Source organism: Stutzerimonas stutzeri RCH2, from assembly GCF_000327065.1.
GTDB lineage: Bacteria > Pseudomonadota > Gammaproteobacteria > Pseudomonadales > Pseudomonadaceae > Stutzerimonas > Stutzerimonas stutzeri_AE.
In genome coordinates this window covers 1,885,238-1,901,148 of the sequence record NC_019936.1, presented here as the reverse complement: position 1 = coordinate 1,901,148, position 15,911 = coordinate 1,885,238, and the positions used below count along the sequence as shown (strand labels likewise).

Here is a 15,911-nt window from a genome sequence, read left to right as displayed (position 1 = left end):
AGGCGCCGCGAAGGCGCCCTCGGCTCGCCGCGCAAGGATGTATGGCTTTGCGCGGACCCGCGACTATCGCGGCAAGATCGCTTCAAGCTGCGTCGCTGTTAACGGCGCTGACGCGAAAGCGACCAACCAATTGATGTAGCTTGCCGGCCGTATGGCGCACCCGTTCGGCACTGCCCTGCAGCACGCCCAAGGTCTGCCCCATTTCGCTGGAGGCCTGCTCGACACCTCGGATGGTCTGGCCGTAATGCAGGCTGCGCTCGTTCAAACCCTTGATGATCTCGAACATGCGCTCGACTGTCTGGTGCAGATGCACGTTTTCCGACGACGCCTCCTCGGTCAGGCGTAGGCTGCGGTCGACGTTCTGCACGCCACCTTCCATGAACGACACCGCCTGGCGCGTCTCGCCCTGCAGACTCTCGACCTTGGTGCGAATGTCCTCCGCGGCCTTGGCCGTGCGCTGCGCCAGCGAGCGCACCTCGCCCGCCACCACCGCGAAACCGCGGCCATGATCCCCCGCACGAGCAGCTTCGATTGCCGCATTCAGCGCCAGCAGATTGGTCTGCGTAGTGATGTCGCTGATCAGCCCGACGATCTCATCGATCTCGCCCATGCGGCTGTCGAGCAGTTGCACGCTCTGCGCCGAGCGCTGCACCACATCACGGATCGATTCAGTACCGTTGCGCACGGTGTCGAAACGCTCGCGGGCGCACTGCATCACCTCGTCCATCGCCGCCTTCATTTCTTCGGCGGTCATCGAGGCCTGCTGGATCTCTCCAAGCTGCTCCTCTACCAGCAACAGCAGTTGATGGATGGACTCGGCTACTTCACCGGTGGTCTGCCCTGCCTCGCTGCTGCGGGCGAGCATCAGCTCGTTATCATGCCGCACATGCCTGGAGACCTGGATCACCTGCCCCACTACACCATCCAGGCTGTCGATAAAGCTGTTGATCCAGCGCCCCATGTCGCCACTCTCGTCGTGTCGCATGGTACTGCTGTCGACTCGCTGACGCAGGCTGCCCTCGCCTTCGGCAAGCGTGCGGATCACTTCGGTCATTTCCTGCATACGCGCCGCCAGGCGTTTGGGCCCGAAAGACGCGAAGGACCAGGCGCCCAGTATGAGTAGCAGGCCGTTGAGCAGATTAAGCGCTGTATGCGACAGCCCACTGTACTCCTGCAACAGACCACCGATGATGAACAGCGTGGTCACGGTGCACAGGTACGTTTTCATCAACCCGACGCTCAATGAGCGGCGTCGATAGACCTCCTCCAGGTCGGCCTCGCACATCATGCCCCAGCGATCCGGCGAACCCGGCAACTGAAAGGTCACGCCCTTGCCGATCACCGGAATATGGCGGTAATCCGAGTAGCCGGGATAGGTGACGAACAGATTCGAGCCGTTGGCGATGGTTTCCCGTACTCCCGGATGCAGTTGCCCGGTGGCGGGATCAGTGAAACGCAGTTCAAGTTCGGTGTGCTGCTGCACACGCACCGCGCCCCAACGGGTATGCACGCCGCTCTTGAGGTTCTCGCCGTGGCTGAAAGTGGCATCTTCGAAACGCGAGCGCGACAGCGCCGTGCCGGCCTGAACGGTGCGGTCGAAACGTGAATCGACCATGAACAGATAGTTGTCGCCGGACTCCGGATAAATATGACCGGCTTCGCGCTGGATCAGGTCGCCGATGACATCGTTGGGAACTCGCGCGCAGATGCAGCCCAAACGCTTTCCGCCGACCTGCACCGGCTGATAGAACATCAGGGTCACTGCATCATGAAAGCGCGATGTGCTGGCACCCAGACGCAGGGTCAGCGGGTCGCGATAGGGGCCATGCAGAAATGGCTCGCCCAGGCCGCGGGCCACTGCCCCGCCATCGAGATCTTGCTGCCCGACGTGAGCCGCACAGGTGGAGGCCAGCACACGGCCTTGCGGATCGATAACGAACAGCTCGGACAGATCGGGCAACTGGGCGTGCTTCTTTTCCAGCAGGTCGGCATCCGCATGGGCCAGCCCTTCACCCAGGTTCGAGGCGAGGTCCGCCAGATGCTCCCAGTGTGCACTAACCCAGTTCTGCAGTATGCGCACACGGGACTGCGCGATACCCTCGAAAACCTGCTCCACGGCGGAATAGGCACCGCGGTTGAGCCAACAGGACCAGCGCATTCGTAGCTTGCCGGTAGGCCCCAGCCAAGGCAGCCAGTGACGTTCGCTTACGGAAAGATGCATCTGATGGCTTTGGAGTTTCAGCACTGAGCGTTCCTTACTGCGGTGAGAGCATGCTGGCCAATAGCAATTAGCAGACCAGCCTGCAGCTCTACGCACCAGAAAGGCTCACGAGCCGACCCGAGTCAGCGTTATCGCTGATCACCAGCGCCAACGCCGGAACGCGCTGGCGTGCCGCTGCAACCAAGACCTGGCGGCTGCGGTTGCAGCAGACGCACCGATAGAGCTCATCCTGAATACCGCAGGCGCACCCGCGCACCGCAACGGGGCACCGCTTAGCTGGCCGGGCGCAACGCCGCGATCAGCGAGTCCAAGGTGTACCCGAGACGCGACGCCAGGGCTTCGGCTCGCAGACGCAATCCATTCACGTCCAGCTGCTGGTCGAGGTCGGCCGGCACCAGCAGGACCACGTTGCCCTCCTTCACCGGGCATTCCCAGTAGTGCCGGTGATACAGACCACGCAGCAGCGCAGCCCCCAGCGGGCGGTCGTCGTCGGTGCCCCACTGATTGATGATCAGCCAGCCACCCGGATTGAGTTTTTCCTGGCAGCGCTTGAGGAACGACCAGGCCAGATGCGCGGCATCCGGTCCGGCATCGTTGTACAGATCGACGAAGATCAGATCGGAACTCTCGGCGGTATCCAGCAACTCGGTGGCATCGCCGATGCGGATATACAGCCGCGAGTCGTTCTGCAAGCCGAGGTACTGCATCGCAAGCTCCGGCACCGCTGGCCGCAGCTCAATGACCTCGACGTCTTCCAGCGGCAGGAACTGCAGACAGGCCTGGGTCAGGTTGCCGGCACCAAGCCCTAGAAACAGTGCGGTTTCCGGCTCTGCATGACACAGCCCACCGAGCAGCATCGCGCGGGTGTAATCGTATTCGAGCCAGGCAGGATCGGCGGTGAATACGCAGCTCTGTTCGACCGCCGCGCCAAACTCGAGAAAACGGTAGTCGCCCACCTCGAGTACGCGAATCAGCCCGAAAGCGTCATGCACTTCGGCGAGCAGACGTTCCTCTTTGTCCATCAATGTGCTCCGCAGCTATCCGATCACCAGCGTGTCGGCGAACGCATCTTACGCAGCCCCATAGGCCATCGCTATCTCCGGGGTCCGGGCGCTTCAGGTAAAATCGCCGCACTTTTATCAGTTGGAACGATCATGAACGACGCCTGGAGCCCCGATAGCTGGAGAAGCAAGCCGATCCAGCAGCAGCCCGAATACCCGGATGCCGAACACCTCTCGCGCGTTGAACGCACCCTGGCCGGCTTGCCACCGCTGGTCTTCGCCGGCGAAGCACGGGAGCTGAGACGGCAGTTCGCCGAGGTGACCCAGGGCCGCGCGTTCCTGTTGCAGGGCGGCGATTGCGCCGAGAGTTTCGCCGAATTCTCGGCCACCAAGATTCGCGACACCTTCAAGGTGCTGCTGCAGATGGCGATCGTCATGACCTTCGCGGCCGGCTGTCCGGTGGTCAAGGTAGGGCGCATGGCCGGCCAGTTCGCCAAGCCCCGCTCGGCCGGTGACGAAACCGTCGATGGCGTGACGCTGCCGGCTTACCGGGGCGATATCGTCAATGGCATCGACTTCAACGCGCAAAGTCGCGTGCCGGACCCGGAGCGTCTGCTGCAGGCCTACCATCAGTCCACCTCCAGCCTGAACCTGCTACGCGCATTCGCCCAGGGCGGTTTCGCCGACCTGCACCAGGTGCATCAGTGGAACCTGGACTTCATCGCCAACTCCCTGCTGGCCGAGAAGTACCACCAGCTCGGCGCACGCATCGACGAAACGCTTAAATTCATGCGCGCATGCGGCCTGGATGGCGCGCCACAGTTGCGCGAGACCAGCTTTTTCACGGCTCACGAGGCACTGTTGCTGAACTACGAGCAGGCTTTCGTCCGCCAGGACAGCCTCAGCGGCGGCTGGTACGACTGCTCCGCGCACATGCTGTGGATCGGTGACCGCACCCGTCAGCTCGACGGCGCGCATGTCGAATTCCTGCGCGGAGTGGGCAATCCCATCGGCGTGAAGGTCGGCCCGAGCATGGACAGCGAGGAGCTGATCCGCCTGATCGACATCCTCAACCCGCAGAACGACCCCGGTCGCCTGAATCTGATCGTGCGCATGGGCGCCGACAAGGTCGAAGCCGGCCTGCCGCGACTGGTGCGTGCGGTGCAGAACGAAGGTCGCCATGTGCTCTGGAGTTCCGACCCGATGCATGGCAACACCATCAAGGCGTCCAGCGGTTACAAGACGCGGGACTTCGAGAAGGTGCTCGCCGAAGTGCGTCAGTTCTTCGATGTGCATCGTGCCGAGGGCAGCTACCCCGGCGGGATTCATATCGAGATGACCGGCCAGAACGTCACCGAATGCATCGGCGGTTCGCGGCCAATCACCGAAGCCGGCCTCAGCGATCGCTATCACACCCAGTGCGACCCGCGGTTAAACGCCGATCAGTCGCTGGAAATGGCGTTCATGATTGCCGAGACGCTGAAGCAGTTGCGGCCAAACTGATCCGCCCATCTACAGCGCACAGCTCCGCCACATAGGGCATGGCGATGCCTGCCCGATGTGGCGGAGCTGCATAGCTGACTAATAGTCTGAAAAACGATTAATTCGCGAGCTAACTAATCGCTGTTAGAATCTGCGACGTTTTGACTCGGGTTCCCTACGCCCTCTCGCAGCCGAGTCGCTTACTTAGAGGAAACGCTGCATGTCCGATTCGCCCCAGAACAAGGGGGCCGCCATCGCCGCCTCCATCGGCCTGTTTCTCGGCCCACTGCTTCTGCTGCTGTGCATTCTCACCGAGCCGCCGGCAGACCTTTCGCGCACTGCCTGGCTGACCGTTGGCATGGCCGCACTGATGGCGGTCTGGTGGTCGACCGAGGCGATACCGATCCCGGCCACGTCGCTGCTGCCGATCCTCCTCATCCCCGTACTCGGCATCGACACACTGGCCAAAGCCACCGCGCCCTACGCCAACCCGACCATCTTTCTGTTTCTCGGGGGCTTCTTGCTCGGGCTGGCGATGCAGCGTTGGAATCTGCACAAGCGCATCGCCCTGGCGACGCTGCTGGCGGTGGGCAGTGCGCCCAGCCGGCAGATCGCCGGCTTCATGATCGCCACCGCGTTCATCAGCATGTGGGTCAGTAATACGGCGACCAGCATCATGATGCTGCCGATCGGCTTATCGGTGATCAGTCTGCTGGTGGCCGGTAGCGACAAGCGCGACGGCGAGCGCTTCGCTATCGCGCTATTGCTCGGCATCGCCTATGCCGCAAGCGTCGGCGGCATCGCCACACTGATCGGCACCCCACCGAACGCACTGCTGGCGGCTTTCCTGCGCGAGAACTACGACGTGCACATCGGCTTCGGCCAGTGGATGCTGCTGGGCCTGCCGGTAAGCCTCGGCATGTTGCTATTCATCTGGTGGTGGCTGACCCGCGGCGGCTTCACGCTATCGGGCGGCGACAGCCGTGCCATGCTGGAAAAGGAAATGGCTGCGCTTGGCCCGATGAGTAAGGCCGAGAAGATGGTTGCGGTGGTGTTCAGCCTGGCCGCCCTGGCGTGGATTTTTCAACCGCTGCTGGCCAAGCACGTCAATGGCGTGAACGATACCAGCATTGCTATGGCCGCCGCTCTGTCGCTGTTCCTCATTCCGGTAGATCTGCGCCAACGCGTATTCCTGATGGACTGGGAGCAGGCCAACAAGGCACCCTGGGGTGTGTTGCTGCTGTTCGGCGGCGGCCTGTCGCTGGCCGGCGTGATCGGCGCATCCGGCCTGGCGCAGTGGATCGCGCAGAGCCTCGGCGGTTTTGGCGCGCTGCCGCTGATTCTGATGATCGGCCTGGTGGCGCTGGTGATCACCTTCCTCACCGAGATCACCTCCAATACCGCTACGGCCGCCGCCTTCCTGCCGCTGCTGGGCGCGCTGGCCGTGGCCCAGGGCCTGTCGCCGGAGATGCTCGCGATCCCCGCCGCCATCGCCGCCAGCTGCGCCTTCATGATGCCGGTGGCAACACCGCCCAACGCCATTGTCTTCGGCACCGGCCAGATGCACATCCAATCGATGATCAAGGCAGGCTTTGCGATCAACCTGTTCGGTGTCGCACTGGTGACCCTGCTTTGCTATGGCCTGGTCGGACTGATCTGGGCGAGTTGACTGATACCGCGAGGAATCGAGGGCCCGGCGCCAGCGGCGCGGGGCCAGAACGCAAAAAGCCCGGCACTAGGCCGGGCTTTTCTACGAGAAGTCTGCGAGACCTATCAGGCCTTGACGCGGGACTTGTACTCGCCGGTACGGGTGTCGATTTCGATCGAGTCGCCGATTTCGCAGAAGGCGGAAACCTGCAGCTCGGCACCGTTCTTCAGACGGGCAGTCTTCATCACCTTGCCCGAAGTATCGCCACGTACGGACGGCTCGGTGTAGACGATCTCACGAACGATGGTGGTCGGCAGTTCAACCGAGATCACCTTGTCGTTGTAGAACACCGCTTCACAGACGTCGGTCATGCCGTCTTCGATGAAGGTCATCACGCCTTCGAGGTCTTCCTTCTCGATTTCGTACTGGTTGAACTCGTCGTCCATGAACACGTACAGCGGGTCGGCGAAGTAGGAATAGGTCACTTCCTTACGCTCGAGGATGACCGGCTCCAGCTTGTCGTCGGCCTTGTAGACGGTCTCGGTAGCCGAGCCGTTGAGCAGGTTCTTCAGCTTCATCTTGACCACGGCACTGTTACGGCCGGACTTGTTGAACTCGGCTTTCTGGATGACCCAGGGTGCGCCGTTGATGATGGCCACCTGGCCGGCACGGAACTCTTGTGCGGTTTTCATACGAAATATCCGAAGGGAATTAGAGACAAAAAACAGGCCGCGTATCATAGGGGCTGTTCCCGTTTTGTCGCAAGCCGCGTTGCTGCGCGAGGTGACGCAGGGTCAGCGGCGTTTCGCAAAGGCGGCGCGATGATCGCCCGAGCGACGAACTAACCGTGAACGGAGCCGAACCAATCCGCGTAGAAGAACACCAGCTTGCCCGCCAGATCACCATTGACCACCTGCTCATGGGTCCAGCCTTCGGCGCGCTCGAGCAACGCGGGGTACTGGCGTAGCAGTGCAGTCCAGGCTTCGCCTGCGCCCTCTCCAGCGTTCCAGGCACGCCAGAAGCCGCGCAGCGCTTCCTCAACCGCAGGCGGCGAACCATGGGCGTACAGGTCGAGGAACGCATTGAGCTTGTCCCAGTGCGCATCGTCTTCCTGCGGATAGATGTGCCACACCAAAGGACGTCCGGCCCATTGGGCGCGAATGAACGACTCTTCGCCACGCACTGCGTTGAAATCGCAGCTCCAGAGCAACAGGTCGTATTCATCCTGGGTCATGAACGGCACGATGGATATCTGCAGACTGCCACGCTGATGATGGTCCCCCGCCTGTACGTTCGGCACGCCGAGCCAGGCCGCGACATCGCCCAGCACACGCCCCTCCGGCACCAGCAATTGGTTCACGCGCGTATCGCCGGCAAGCGCATCCAGCCAGCCCGCTACGGCAGGATTTTCATAGGCGAACAAGGACAGCAGCCGCGCTTCCGGCTGTCTCTCGACACCAAGGCTGGCGAGAAACTCGGCCTGCTGCAGGGGATCAGCCTGGAATCTGGCGCGGCGCTGCATGAGATCGGATTCGCGGATAAGGCCACCGGTATCGGCCTCGAAACCGGGAAAGAAGAAATACTTCTGCAGCCCGTTGGCCTGCAGCGACGGTAACGCGTGGCAGCCGATGATCCAGTCCTCTGCACTCAGGTACTCGAGGTTCAACCAGAGCACGCGCCGGCTACTGGCTGCCATCGCATTGATATAGGCCTGTGGCAGGTTGCAGGCGAACGCCTCGATCACTACGTCGGCGGGCTCCGCGCCTGGCCACTTTTTAGGCCAGTACCTGACCTCCACCCCATCAAGGGTCTGCTGCTCATCATGGGCACTGGCAGCCGGACAGAGTCGCGCAAAGGTCTCCAGGTCATCCACCCATAACCGCACCGGCTGACCATGCTCGGCGACCAGCTGACGAGCCAGCCGCCAGGTAACGCCGATGTCTCCGAAGTTATCCACGACGGCGCAGAAGATGTCCCACTTCGCTTTGACAGACAAACCAATGTTCCTCGAAAAAATACCGGCACTTGATGCAATGGATAGGCCGCGCAGGATACAAGGTTGCGGCAGATGGCGGGCTTGCCCGCTACACAACAAGGCTTAAAGGAGCACTGCGGCCTGCTCGCCATAAGCCAGACGTGCGAATACGCCCGAGCCTGCGAAGGTCAGCGAAGTCAGAAACAGAGAAAGAGGAAAACAAGACTGTCGTTATGGAGGTGAACCCTACCAGCCACACCCCGGCACACAATGTCACCGCTGCGGCTGCTCCCTTCCGGGCCTGACCGGGTTCACGGCTGATCGTTGCGAGGGGACCGGCAGGGCCCACCATAACAAAACCCGCCTGGCGGCGAGCGGCGCCATTGTACCGGCTTATCAGCAACTTACAACCACCGACTACAAGCTGCGCGTTGCAGCGGCCAATTGCTGCATGGCCGGCCAATCCCTACCGCCGGTCAGCAACTGGCAAAACCTTCAAATGACGTAGCGCATTGCGTCGAAAGCCTCTAGCCAAAGGCCGGCGTCTGTTCGAGGATGAGCAGGCTCAAGCGCTATCGAACGCTTGTCATGAAACCATGCTGCACGACAATCGCTTTGCAGCCGATGGCAACAGCACACGAGGTAAACATGAGCAAGGCTCCAATCGCCATCATCGGGACAGGCATCGCGGGGCTCTCCGCCGCGCGTACGCTTCACGATGCCGGGCAGGCAGTACATTTGTTCGACAAGAGCCGGGGCAGCGGCGGTCGCATGGCGAGCAAGCGCAGCGACGCGGGCTCGCTCGACCTGGGCGCTCAGTATTTCACCGCCAGGGATCGCCGCTTCGGCGAAGCCGTGCGCCAGTGGCAGACCGAAGGCTGGGTCGACCAGTGGTCGCCAGGCATGTACCAGTTTCGCAATGGACAACTGACACCATCCGCCGACGAGCAGCTGCGCTGGGTCGGCACCCCGACCATGAGCTCGATCACCCGCGGCCTGTTAGGCGCATTGCCGGTGACGTTCAGTTGCCGTATCACCGAGGTGTTTCGTGGCGAACGGTTCTGGACGCTGGTGGATGCCACCGGTGCCAGTCATGGTCCGTTCAGCCAGGTCATCATCGCCGCTCCGGCGCCACAGGCAGCCGCGCTGCTGGCAACTGCGCCAAAGCTGGCAGCAGTTGCGGCGAGCGTTGCCATGGAGCCAACCTGGGCCGTCGCGCTCGGCTTTGCGACGCCCCTGAATACCACCCTGGAAGGATGCTTCGTCCAGGACGATGCGCTGGACTGGATCGCCCGCAACCGTAGCAAGCCAGGCCGCAATGGCGAGTTTGATACCTGGGTGCTGCACGGCACCAGCAGCTGGAGCCGCCAGCACCTGGACCTGTCCAAGGAGGCGGTCATCGAGCGGCTGCACGGAGCGTTCGCCGAACTGATCGATTGCGTGGTACCCGCTCCGGAATTCACCTTGGCGCATCGCTGGCTGTATGCCAGACCAGCGCAGGCCCATGAATGGAACGCTTTGGCCGACGCCAAGCTGGGCATTTATGCCTGCGGCGACTGGTGTTTGTCTGGCCGCGTGGAAGGCGCCTGGCTAAGCGGGCAGGAAGCGGCGCGCCGACTGTTGGAGAATCTCTAACCGACACACGCTTGAGCGGCTGGCCCTGCCCTGACCCAGGTCAGCCGCGCGCTTCCGGTCAGCTGTTATCATCGCGCGCTTTCCGTACGACCCTCCTTGCAGCGGAGCCTCGATGAATCCCTCGACCCTGATTGGCATCCTTGCGAGCATCGGCCTGCTGGCAGTCGTCATGCTTTTCGCAGCCAAGGAGCCGGCGCTGTTCATCGACCTGCCGAGCCTCGGCATCGTGCTGGTCGGCACCCTGGCGGCGACCTTCATCAGCTATCCGCTGCGCGAAGTCACGCGGGTATTCGGCCTGCTCTGGACCGTGCTGCGTAACGAACGCCTGTATACCCGCCAGGATCTCGACGAACTGGTGCATATCTCTCGACTGTGGATCAGCGGCGATCTGGTGGCAGTCGAGAAGGCCGAGGAAAAAGTCAGCAACCCGTTTCTGCGCACCGGCGTGCAGCTGGTGATCGACAACACGCCGGAAGAGGACATTCTGGAAGTCCTGCAATGGCGCATCGCGCGTCTGCGCGCCAGGGAAAATGCCGAGGCACAGCTGTTCCGCGCCATGGCCAGCTATGCCCCGGCGTTCGGCATGATCGGCACGCTGGTTGGGCTGATCAACCTGATGTTCATGCTTGGCAGCGGCGACATGGACCTGATCGGTCGCAGCCTGGCCATCGCGCTGATGACGACCTTCTACGGCGTGCTGCTGGCCAACCTGATCCTCAAGCCGGTCGCCGTGAAGCTCGAGCGGCGCACCGAACAGCGCGTGGCATTGATGAACCTGGTAATGCAGGGCATCTCGATGATGTGTAACCGCCGCAGCCCGGCCTACATGCGCGAAACGCTCAAATCCTTTATTGCCCATCACGACGACGAGATTCGCGATGGCATCCCCGCCGCGCCGCCTGGCAAGCCGCAGGAGGAATGACCGTGAATGGCCAGACGCCCCAGGGCAGCCGCTTCTCCAAATGGCATATCGAACCGCAGCGCGAAGAGGAGCAGGAAGCCTGGCTGATCACCTACCTCGACATGCTCACGCTGTTGCTGGTGATGCTGGTCATCATGCTGACGATGGCCGGCAAAGGCGATGGCAGGCAGAGCGAACAGGCGATCCTTGATTCGACAGCGCTGCAGGCGGCAAGCGGACCGAACCTCGCGCTGGATATGTCGGCGTCACCGATTCCCTCGATCGCACCGGTGCCGGCGCCACCAGTCGAGACGGCGCCAGACGAGACTGACGACAGCGATGTCGTGTCGGACATGGCGCTGGGCGACGATATCGAGGTCATCGTCAACGAAGGCAGTATCAGTTTTCGTATCAGCAGCGAACTCCTGTTCGGCTCCGGTCGCGCAGAGCTGGAGGATGCAGGGCTGGACGTGATCGACCAGCTGGTCCCGACGCTCGCCGCCAATCGTTATCGCATCGTCGTCGAAGGCCACACCGACAACCTGCCGATCCAGACCGAACGCTTTCCGTCCAACTGGGAGCTTTCGGCCAGCCGCGCCAGCAGCGTGGTGCGCTACCTGCAGCTGGCCGGCATCGAGGCAAGGCGCTTGAGTGCAACCGGCTACGCCGATACACGTCCTATCGCTGATAACGGCGACGATCGCGGGCGCGCCAGCAATAGGCGCGTCGAATTGATCATGCAGACCGCGCCAGACCAACCCTGACTGCAGCCATCCGATCAGCCCAGCGCCGTATCGAGGAACATCATCACGGCAAAACCCACCATCAGGCCCAACGTGGCTGGCGTCTGGTGACCGTTGCGATGCGTTTCCGGGATAACCTCGTGGGAGACAACGAAGATCATGGCACCCGCAGCCAGGCCGAGGCTGATCGGATAGGCAATCGCGAAACCGCTGGACATGCCGATACCCACCAGCGCGCCAATCGGCTCCATCAGCCCGGACGCCGCGGCGACCAGCACCGAGCCGAGCGCCGACAGACCGGTGGTGCGCAAGGCCAGCGCCACGGCCAAGCCCTCCGGAATGTCCTGAATCGAGATTGCAGTGGTCAATGGCAGACCGACGCTCAGATCACCATTGGCGAAGCTCACGCCGATGGCCATGCCTTCGGGAATGTTGTGCAGCGCAATGGCGAGCACGAACAGCCACACGCGGTTGAGCCGCTCGCACTCGGGCCCGCACGGCCCGGTGCTTTCATGCTCGTGCGGGGTGAAGTAATCCAGACCGAGCATCAGCAACACGCCCAGGCCAAGCCCTACCACCACCGTCAGCGCCGCGGCCGGACCGCTGCCGAACAGCTCACGCCCCGCCTCCAGCCCCGGCAAAATCAGCGAGAACGCGCTGGCCGCAAGCATCATTCCTGCCGCGAAACCGAGCATGCTGTCCTGGGTACGCGTGGAGATATCCCGCAGGCCGATAGCCAGAAAAGCGCCGACGGCGGTCGCCGCGAACCCTGCCGTACCACCCAGCAGTGCATAGCGAACATTGGCCGATTCGCTGCTCTGCAACGCGTTAGCGGTACCCGCCACTAGCAGTAACAGCACCGCTACTGCAGTAGCAGCAAGACCGAAGGTGATCCAAGGGTTGGCTTGCGCCTGCGCGATCCAGGCAGCACGCAGAGTGGCCGCCGGGCTTTGGACGGTGGTCGCCATGATTTCAGAATCCTTGATGCGGGAGCCCAGTGTACTCCGCAGAGCCGCCTCCCAGAGCCTATGGTCGTGATAGGCGCAGGCCATCATGGCGGCGTTGTACCCCCGCGGGTATGACCGTAAGCTTGACGCGTTCGATGGCCCTCAAGGGCCGCATCCAGGAGTGGTCCGTCGTGCCCGCCGCAAAATCCATCCGCCGCACACTCCCGCTGCTTCTCGCGCTTGTTCTTCTTGCTGCCTGGTTCATCTGGCGTCAATTGCAAGGGCCGGAACTGCCCGGTTACCGCCTGGAGACACGCCCGCTGGTACAGCGCGTGGTCGCCAGTGGCGAGGTGGACAGCCAGTCGCTGGCCCAGGTCGGCAGCGAGATCACCGGCGTCATCTCGGCGCGCCACGTGCGTGAGGGCGACGCAGTAGCGGCTGGCGACCTGCTGCTCGAGCTGCGCGACGATGAGCAGCGCGCCCGTCTGCGCGAGGCCGAAGCGGCCCTGCAGCAGCTGATCGACTCCACCCGACCACAGGCGCAGGCAACCCTGCGCGAAGCGCAGCACAACCTCGAACAGGCAAGCCGCGAACTGAAGCGTCGCGAGACGCTCTTCGAACGCAAACTGTTGGCGTCCGAGCCACTGGAGCAGGCGCGCCGAGCGGAGCTCACCGCCCGCGTGATCCGTGACCGCGCACGCTTTGCCGCCGCAGCCCTGGCCGAGGGCGGCAGCGAGGAGCAGGTATTGCGGCAGCGACTGGAAGCCGCTCGCGCCACGCTGGCGAAAACCCGTATTCATGCGCAGGTAGACGGCATCGTGCAGACGCGCGATGCCGAGCCCGGCGACCTGGTACAACCGGGCCGAACCCTGCTGGCAATCGCCCGCTCGGGTAGCAACGAAATCCTCTTGCCCCTGGACGAGAAGAACCTGGCGCCGATCGAACTGGGACAGGCTGCGAAGATCATTGCCGATGCCTACCCGGAGCGCGTGATGCCGGCGCGGGTCAGCTTCATCGCGCCAAGCGTCGATACCTCCCGCGGCACCATCGATGTTCATCTTGACCTTGAGCAGCCCGCCGACTTCCTGCGTCAGGGCATGACCGTGTCGGTGAACATCGAGACCGGCCGCCGCAAGCAAGCCCTGGTGCTGCCCAACGATGCGCTGCGGGCGCGCGACGGTATGCGCGCGCAGGTATTACGGGTCCGCGCGGGAGTCGTCGAACGGGTAAACGTGCGCCTGGGCTTGCTCGGCACGGCGCTGAGCGAAGTTGTCGAGGGCCTGGCTACGGGCGATCTGGTGTTGATCGGCGATGCCGAGGAAGGTCAGCGCGTGCGCGTGCAGGAACAACCGATTCCTCACGGCATTCAGGACTGACGGAATGCGCCTGGCCAACTCGCTGTGGACCGAATGGAAGATTGCCCTGCGCTTTCTGCTGGACAATCGCATGCAGACCCTGCTGATCACTTTCGGCATCGCGGTAGGCTCAGCCGTTATCGTGTTCATTACTGCCCTGATCACCGGGCTGCAGGCCAACGTGGTCGAGCGCACCCTCGGCACCCAGGCGCATATCCGCATTCTGCCGCCGGACGAAGTCAACCGCATTCTACCGAGCGATGACGACAGCTGGTCGCTCGTGCTGGAGAGCCCGCGGGCACAGCGCCTGCGCTCGATCATCAACTGGCAGGACATTCGCGACGTGCTCGATCAGGACGCACAGATCCTGGCCGTTTCGCCAGTGATCAGCGGCCCGGCAATCGCCCGTCGCGGCGTGGCGCGGGCGTCGGTTGCGCTGCTCGGCATCGATCCGCCGCGCTACCAGCGCATCATCCCGCTGGCCAATGATCTGATTGCCGGACGCTTCGTGGTCGGCGCCGGCAACGCGGTTATCGGCAAGGAGCTGGCACGCGATCTCGGCCTGGGCATCGGCGACAAGCTGCGACTGGACGCTGGAGAAGGCCGGGAAGCGGTGGTGGACGTCGCCGGCATCTTCGAGCTGGGCGTGCGTGAGCTGGATGCGCGCTATGTCTATCTGGATCTGAAGCAGGCGCAAACATTGCTCGACCTGCCGGGCGGCATCACGGTGATCGATACCACGGTCGCCGAGATTTTCGAAGCAGACCGCATTGCCCGGCGCCTGGCTCGGCTCACCGGGTTACGCGCGGAAAGCTGGATGGAAACCAATGGCCAGCTACTCAATGCGCTCAGCTCGCAAAGCATGACCACCGAGATGATTCGCGTGTTCGTCGGCATCTCGGTCGCCTTCGGCATCGCCAGCGTGCTCGCCGTGAGCGTCGTCCAGCGCACCCGCGAAATCGGCATTCTGCGCGCGATGGGCAGTCCGCGCGGGCAGATCCTGCGCGTCTTCCTGCTCCAAGGCGGGCTGCTCGGCCTGCTCGGCTCGGCTTGCGGTGGTGGGGTCGGCTGGGGCCTGGTGCAGGTATTCAATCTGTTCGGGCCGCGCCTGTTCGAAATCCCCGTCGATCCGACGCTGGTACCGCTGGCGATGCTGGTCGCGACAATCACCGGCGTACTCGCGGCGGCGATGCCGGCGCGGCGCGCGGCGCGTTACGATCCGGCGGTGGCGATCCGCTATGTCTGAACCCATGATCAAGCACAACTCGGCCGAAGTCCTGCGCCTGGACCAGGTACGCAAGGCATTCAACGTTGGCACACCGTTGGAAACCGAGGTGTTGCATGGTATCGACCTGTCGCTGTATCGCGGCGAACTGGCCGCACTGATCGGCCCATCCGGTTCCGGCAAAAGTACGCTACTTAATCTGATCGGCCTGCTCGATGCACCGAGCTCGGGCGAGTTGTATCTGCTCGGGCAGGCCACTCGCGACAGTGACGATGAAACCCGCACCCACCTGCGCAATCAGGCGATCGGCTTCGTGTTCCAGTTTCACCACCTGATTTCGGCCTTCAGCGTCCTGGAAAACGTCCTGATGCCGCTGATGATCCGCCACGGCAAACCTTCGCCTGCCGATATCGAACTGGCGCGAGGCCTGCTTGACGAGGTCGGCCTTGGCGCCTTCGCCGACAAGAAACCCACGCAGATCTCCGGCGGCCAGCAACAGCGGGTGGCCATCGCCCGGGCACTGGTGACTCGCCCTCCGCTGCTCTTGGCCGACGAGCCGACCGGCAACCTCGACACTCGCACTGCGCAAAGCGTGTTCGAGCTGTTCCACCGGATCAACGCGCAGTTCGGCTGTGCGGTGCTGGTGGTGACTCACGACCCGCGCCTCGCAGCGGATTGTGCCAGGACCATTCAACTGGTCGACGGCCATATCGTCAGCGACGAAGCCAACCCGTCGAGTCGCTGAAGTGCAGGCTGTGTCGGCGCCCTTCTAGCGCTG

General features: G+C 63.0%; 13 protein-coding genes and 1 other RNA gene. 8 read left to right on the top strand and 6 right to left on the bottom strand.

The window, feature by feature from the left end:
- Window positions 1-82 precede the first annotated feature (82 nt).
- A complete protein-coding gene (locus tag PSEST_RS08805) occupies window positions 83-2,245 on the bottom strand; it encodes a methyl-accepting chemotaxis protein (protein ID WP_015276648.1) in 2,163 nt (720 codons plus the stop codon).
- A 248-nt stretch (window positions 2,246-2,493) separates the two neighbouring features.
- Window positions 2,494-3,243, bottom strand: a complete 750-nt coding sequence (locus tag PSEST_RS08800) for a spermidine synthase (protein ID WP_015276647.1) — start codon at window positions 3,241-3,243, stop codon at window positions 2,494-2,496.
- A gap of 132 nt (window positions 3,244-3,375) precedes the next feature.
- Here PSEST_RS08800 and PSEST_RS08795 point away from each other — a divergent pair, with 132 nt between their 5' ends.
- The gene (locus tag PSEST_RS08795) at window positions 3,376-4,725 is read left to right on the top strand and encodes a class II 3-deoxy-7-phosphoheptulonate synthase (protein ID WP_015276646.1); all 1,350 of its coding nucleotides are present in this window, start codon (window positions 3,376-3,378) and stop codon (window positions 4,723-4,725) included.
- A 199-nt stretch (window positions 4,726-4,924) separates the two neighbouring features.
- Window positions 4,925-6,373 carry an SLC13 family permease gene (locus PSEST_RS08790; RefSeq protein WP_015276645.1) on the top strand — a complete coding sequence of 483 codons (1,449 nt, stop codon included), beginning with the start codon at window positions 4,925-4,927 and terminating at the stop codon, window positions 6,371-6,373.
- Window positions 6,374-6,477: 104 nt separating this feature from the next.
- Here PSEST_RS08790 and efp read toward each other — a convergent pair whose 3' ends face one another.
- The 3 genes from efp to ffs all read right to left on the bottom strand — a co-directional run bounded on the left by efp (window position 6,478) and on the right by ffs (window position 8,668).
- Window positions 6,478-7,044, bottom strand: a complete 567-nt coding sequence (gene efp, locus PSEST_RS08785) for an elongation factor P (protein WP_015276644.1) — start codon at window positions 7,042-7,044, stop codon at window positions 6,478-6,480.
- Between the two features lie 149 nt (window positions 7,045-7,193).
- Window positions 7,194-8,348: an elongation factor P maturation arginine rhamnosyltransferase EarP gene (gene earP / locus PSEST_RS08780; protein WP_015276643.1), complete on the bottom strand. Its 1,155-nt coding sequence runs from the start codon at window positions 8,346-8,348 to the stop codon at window positions 7,194-7,196.
- A 223-nt stretch (window positions 8,349-8,571) separates the two neighbouring features.
- Window positions 8,572-8,668: signal recognition particle sRNA small type (gene ffs, locus PSEST_RS21575), an RNA gene on the bottom strand.
- A 307-nt stretch (window positions 8,669-8,975) separates the two neighbouring features.
- Here ffs and PSEST_RS08775 point away from each other — a divergent pair.
- The 3 genes from PSEST_RS08775 to PSEST_RS08765 all read left to right on the top strand — a co-directional run bounded on the left by PSEST_RS08775 (window position 8,976) and on the right by PSEST_RS08765 (window position 11,627).
- Window positions 8,976-9,962: an NAD(P)/FAD-dependent oxidoreductase gene (locus PSEST_RS08775; RefSeq protein ID WP_015276642.1), complete on the top strand. Its 987-nt coding sequence runs from the start codon at window positions 8,976-8,978 to the stop codon at window positions 9,960-9,962.
- A gap of 112 nt (window positions 9,963-10,074) precedes the next feature.
- Window positions 10,075-10,884, top strand: coding sequence for a motility protein A (locus tag PSEST_RS08770; protein ID WP_015276641.1), 810 nt, complete (start codon window positions 10,075-10,077; stop codon window positions 10,882-10,884).
- Window positions 10,885-10,886: 2 nt separating this feature from the next.
- Complete coding sequence (locus PSEST_RS08765) at window positions 10,887-11,627, top strand: OmpA/MotB family protein (RefSeq protein ID WP_015276640.1); 741 nt, start codon at window positions 10,887-10,889, stop codon at window positions 11,625-11,627.
- Between the two features lie 14 nt (window positions 11,628-11,641).
- On the opposite strand, the gene PSEST_RS08760 is transcribed toward PSEST_RS08765, so the two are convergent.
- Complete coding sequence (locus PSEST_RS08760; RefSeq protein ID WP_015276639.1) at window positions 11,642-12,574, bottom strand: ZIP family metal transporter; 933 nt, start codon at window positions 12,572-12,574, stop codon at window positions 11,642-11,644.
- Between the two features lie 170 nt (window positions 12,575-12,744).
- Between PSEST_RS08760 and PSEST_RS08755 the strand changes: the two genes are divergently transcribed.
- Genes PSEST_RS08755 through PSEST_RS08745 form a run of 3 tightly spaced genes read left to right on the top strand, consistent with a single transcriptional unit; the run spans window position 12,745 to window position 15,878 of the window.
- The gene (locus PSEST_RS08755) at window positions 12,745-13,929 is read left to right on the top strand and encodes an efflux RND transporter periplasmic adaptor subunit (RefSeq protein ID WP_041756963.1); all 1,185 of its coding nucleotides are present in this window, start codon (window positions 12,745-12,747) and stop codon (window positions 13,927-13,929) included.
- Window positions 13,930-13,933: 4 nt separating this feature from the next.
- Window positions 13,934-15,154 carry an ABC transporter permease gene (locus tag PSEST_RS08750; RefSeq protein WP_015276637.1) on the top strand — a complete coding sequence of 407 codons (1,221 nt, stop codon included), beginning with the start codon at window positions 13,934-13,936 and terminating at the stop codon, window positions 15,152-15,154.
- The gene (locus PSEST_RS08745; RefSeq protein ID WP_015276636.1) at window positions 15,147-15,878 is read left to right on the top strand and encodes an ABC transporter ATP-binding protein; all 732 of its coding nucleotides are present in this window, start codon (window positions 15,147-15,149) and stop codon (window positions 15,876-15,878) included. The genes PSEST_RS08750 and PSEST_RS08745 overlap by 8 nt, the downstream gene beginning before the upstream one ends.
- Window positions 15,879-15,911: the final 33 nt, after the last annotated feature.